This window comes from Cytophagia bacterium CHB2 (genome assembly GCA_030263535.1).
Taxonomy (GTDB): domain Bacteria; phylum Zhuqueibacterota; class Zhuqueibacteria; order Zhuqueibacterales; family Zhuqueibacteraceae; genus Coneutiohabitans.
In genome coordinates this window covers 1-3,713 of sequence record SZPB01000497.1, presented here as the reverse complement: position 1 = coordinate 3,713, position 3,713 = coordinate 1, and the positions used below count along the sequence as shown (strand labels likewise).

Annotated in this window: 3 protein-coding genes; 1 reads left to right on the top strand and 2 read right to left on the bottom strand. The window is 51.3% G+C overall.

The genetic code is table 11. The features are described from left to right. A partial coding sequence (locus tag FBQ85_27885) for an NYN domain-containing protein (protein MDL1878955.1) occupies positions 1-197 on the bottom strand: 197 nt, incomplete at its 3' end. Between the two features lie 274 nt (positions 198-471). Next, entirely contained in the window at positions 472-1,830 is a 1,359-nt protein-coding gene (locus tag FBQ85_27880) for an MFS transporter (GenBank protein ID MDL1878954.1), read from the bottom strand. A gap of 622 nt (positions 1,831-2,452) precedes the next feature. On the opposite strand from FBQ85_27880, the gene FBQ85_27875 reads away from it, so the two are divergent. Further along, positions 2,453-3,568 carry a 3-deoxy-7-phosphoheptulonate synthase gene (locus FBQ85_27875; GenBank protein ID MDL1878953.1) on the top strand — a complete coding sequence of 372 codons (1,116 nt, stop codon included), beginning with the start codon at positions 2,453-2,455 and terminating at the stop codon, positions 3,566-3,568. The last annotated feature ends 145 nt before the right edge of the window (positions 3,569-3,713 follow it).

Genomic DNA, 3,713 nt, shown 5'->3' with positions numbered 1-3,713 from the left:
AGATCGATGGCCGCGCCGTGCAACGCGAGTTTTTCTTTGGGGTATTTTTCCCAATCGCAATACGCACGTTTTGCAACGATTTTACCTTTTTCCAGCAAACGCTCGAGAATTTTTTGAATGTTGAATCCGATGATCGGCTGCTTGTCGCCCAAAACCAGATTTTCGAGATCGATAAAGACGGCGATTTTGTCTTCCATTTAGTAATTCTTCCTGAATGCGTTGAAGTGAAAAACTTTGGGAATTCCCTCGAATTTAAAATCAAATCTCGCTGGCATCAGCGCAGCATTGAGCCAGTGCAATGCTTTGCTCTCGATTGAATTCATATAGAACCTGGCCTTTTTCGATAATCTCCGCTTGATATTTGTATGTTTCGAACGGAATACGGCGGCGATAGGCTTCAATGTAGGGTCGCATTTCTAACATGGCCGAAATATAGCTTGTGCCGCTGCGAGATGCAAGACAGGATTCGGTTTAGCGGCTCGCTGCCGCCTGTTCTTGCAGATTCGCCAAGCTCCGCCGATACGGTTTCAATCCCAACCAGAACAACAAGGCGGCCAGCAACAAGGCAATGGCGCCGACAATGATCAGCGAATAGCGAACGGCATTTTCATCGCCAAAAACAAAATCCGTGGTCAAGGCCACGGCCGTGGGACCAAAGCCCAGGCCGATGAGATTGATCAGGAACAAGTACAGCGCCGAAATCTGCGCGCGCATTTGATTGGGAGTCACCTCCTGAATTGCCGCGGTGGCTGCGCCAAAGGCAAAACTCGCAAAGATATTCACCGGAATCAGCGCCAGCAATGCCGTTTCACCATTCGGCATGAGCGGATAGAGAAGGATCGTGGGCATAAGCGCTAGCGCTGCAATCAAGCCCGTGCGCAGCTTGGCATCGGCATAGCCGCGCTTGGCTAGCCAATCCGTGAGGTAACCACCCAGCAAAATGCCTATCGTGCCGAAAACGACAATGATCGGACCGTAAACAATTCCGACTTTTGACGCCTCCCACCCATAAGTACGCGTAAAGAATGGAGGAATCCAGGCGTTCGCAGCATAGTTGTGCAGGGCGAACAACGCAAAGCCGAGATTGTGGCAGAGGAACGTCATTTTGTTTGCGCGAATGTAGGCGAAGACTTCGCGCAGGGGATATTGTGTTTGGCCGGCGTTGGCATCCCGCCCGGAGGGGACGCCGCGGCGCGCCGGTTCTCTTACAGTAAACATCAAGGCGGCGATGAGCAAGCCCGGCACGCCGATCACAAAGAAAATTTTCTGCCAGGGAAAGATGGCGCCGATGAACGGCAATTCCAGCATCGTCTGTTGCGAAGTCATTCCCACGACAAGGCCGTTGATGAACATGGCCAAACCAGAGCCGATGAAAATTCCCATGCCGAACACACTCATGGCCATGGCCAGGCGCTGCTTGGGAAAATAATCGGCGATCATCGAATAAGCCGCCGGGAAAAGCGCAGCCTCGCCCACACCCACGCCCACACGCGCCAGAAAGAGGTGGCCATAGTTTTGGGCAATACCGCTGAGCGCTGTCATCAAACTCCACAGAGTAATGCCGATGATGATGATTTTCTGCCGGCTGTGGGAATCCGCCAGTCGGCCAATGGGCAAACCGAGCACGGTATAAAACAACGCAAAGCTGAAGCCCATCAGCAAGCTCATCTCCGTGTCGCTGATGATGAAATCACGCTTGATGGGTGCGACCAACAAGCTGAGGATCAACCGGTCGATATAGGCTGAAATCGCCGCGAGCGTGAGAATTGCGACCACATACCAGGCATAAGCCGGGCGAGGCAGGGGAGGTGAAGGATCGTATTGCGACATGGGCGAATTGTGACGGCTTCGAGGTGAGTCTTATTGCATTCTCTATCGAACAGTCGCGAAAAAAAAGGTTTGGCGTTATTGTCAAAACGTTGGTGCGCGACGGCCCCAATATAATCATGAACTCCGCGATTTTAAAGGCTTTTTTACATACGCGCACTACGCGGGGGGCAATTCCTAAAAGTTGGTGCAGTAAATATGTCACCCTTCGTGGTTTTATCCTGTTCTTTTTGGCTATCTTTCTATAATCATGTCATTCCTTCGGGATTCTCGGTTCGGAAAATCCCGAAGGAATGACATGATTATAGTCATTTGGCGTTTTTTCTTCATGAAACCACGAAGTGGTGACATAATTTCACGGCTCAATGAAAGGGCAATTTTGAAACACCACCTTTTGGGAATTGCTCCCATACGCGGAACATAGCCGAACTTGATTATCAAAACGCATGAGCCATTTTTCGTCACCTCTGCCTCTTGTATCCCGAAAATTAATATGCTATTTTCGGCAAGCGATCAGGCAGATGCCTGAGATAAAAATTCAAAGCGCCGGTTCCATGAAAATTTTGCAGGGCGGGCAGGGACGGTTGGGCGCCGGAACAAGGAAAATTACAAGCGAAAGTTCATTATGCTCGTTATTCTTCACCCCAACATCGACGAAAGCTCGGAATCGTTTCAGACGACTTTATCCTACCTCAACAATTTGCCCCAAATTCGAATTCAAAAACACGAGGTACAGGGCCGGCAGCAAAAGCTCACGGAGATTTATCTAATCGGCGACACCAAGAAATTGAGTTTGGAAACCATCGCGGCATTGCCGGCCGTCGAGCGCGTGATACGCATTTCGGAAGAGTACCGCATCCTCGGCCGCCATAAAGATGGCAACCGCGCCACCGGTTTTACTTATAACGGCATTCACTTTGATCAGAATACCCTCATCGTTTTTGCCGGCTTGTGCGCGGTTGACAACCGCAAACATGTGGAGATCATGATGCGCGCCCTGCAGGAAAACGGACAAACCTGCACGCGCATGGGCGCCTATAAACCGCGCACCAATCCTTATTCCTTTCAAGGACACGGCAAAAGCTGCCTGCCTTATGTGTTCGAGCTGGCGGGGAAATACGGCATCAAGATCATTGCCATGGAAATCACGCACGAAGATCACGTGGAAGAAATCGATGAGTGCTTGACGCAGACTGGAAATCCCACGGGCGTGTTGTTGCAAATCGGCACGCGCAACACGCAGAACTTCGAGCTGCTAAAGGCGATCGGCAGACAAAAAAAATATCCCGTGTTGTTAAAACGCGGTTTCGGCATCTCGCTGGCGGAGTCGCTCAACGCCGCGGAATACCTCGCCAGCGAGGGCAACAGCAATGTGATTTTTTGTTTGCGCGGCATGAAGAATGCGTTCGCCGAGCCGCATCGCAACATGGTGGATTTCTCGCATGTGCCGGTGGTGAAGCGCTTGACGCGCATGCCGGTGTGCATCGACCCGTCACATTCGGTGGGATCGCGCGCGCGCGCGCCCGACGGCCTGCTTGACATTTTTCATGCCACCACCCAGGGTGTGATCGCTGGCGCGAATATGATCTTGGTGGACTTTCATCCTGATCCGCCCAGCGCACTGGTTGATGGTCCGCAAGCGCTGCTGCTGGAGGAGCTCCCCCATTTTCTCGCCGATGTGCAGATTGCGCGGCGGGCCTATTTGCAGCGGCTGGAATTGACGAAAGAAGTGACTGGCTGAACATCACCAAACGTGAATCTCAAAATTCATTAGAGGTAACGCCAGCCACTGCTGTCCGGTTAAAACTAGAAAGCCACCAAAGCAACTACGATTTTGACTAATATTTATAGGGTCAAGATGCGATTCTATGCTTTGGCATAATTCT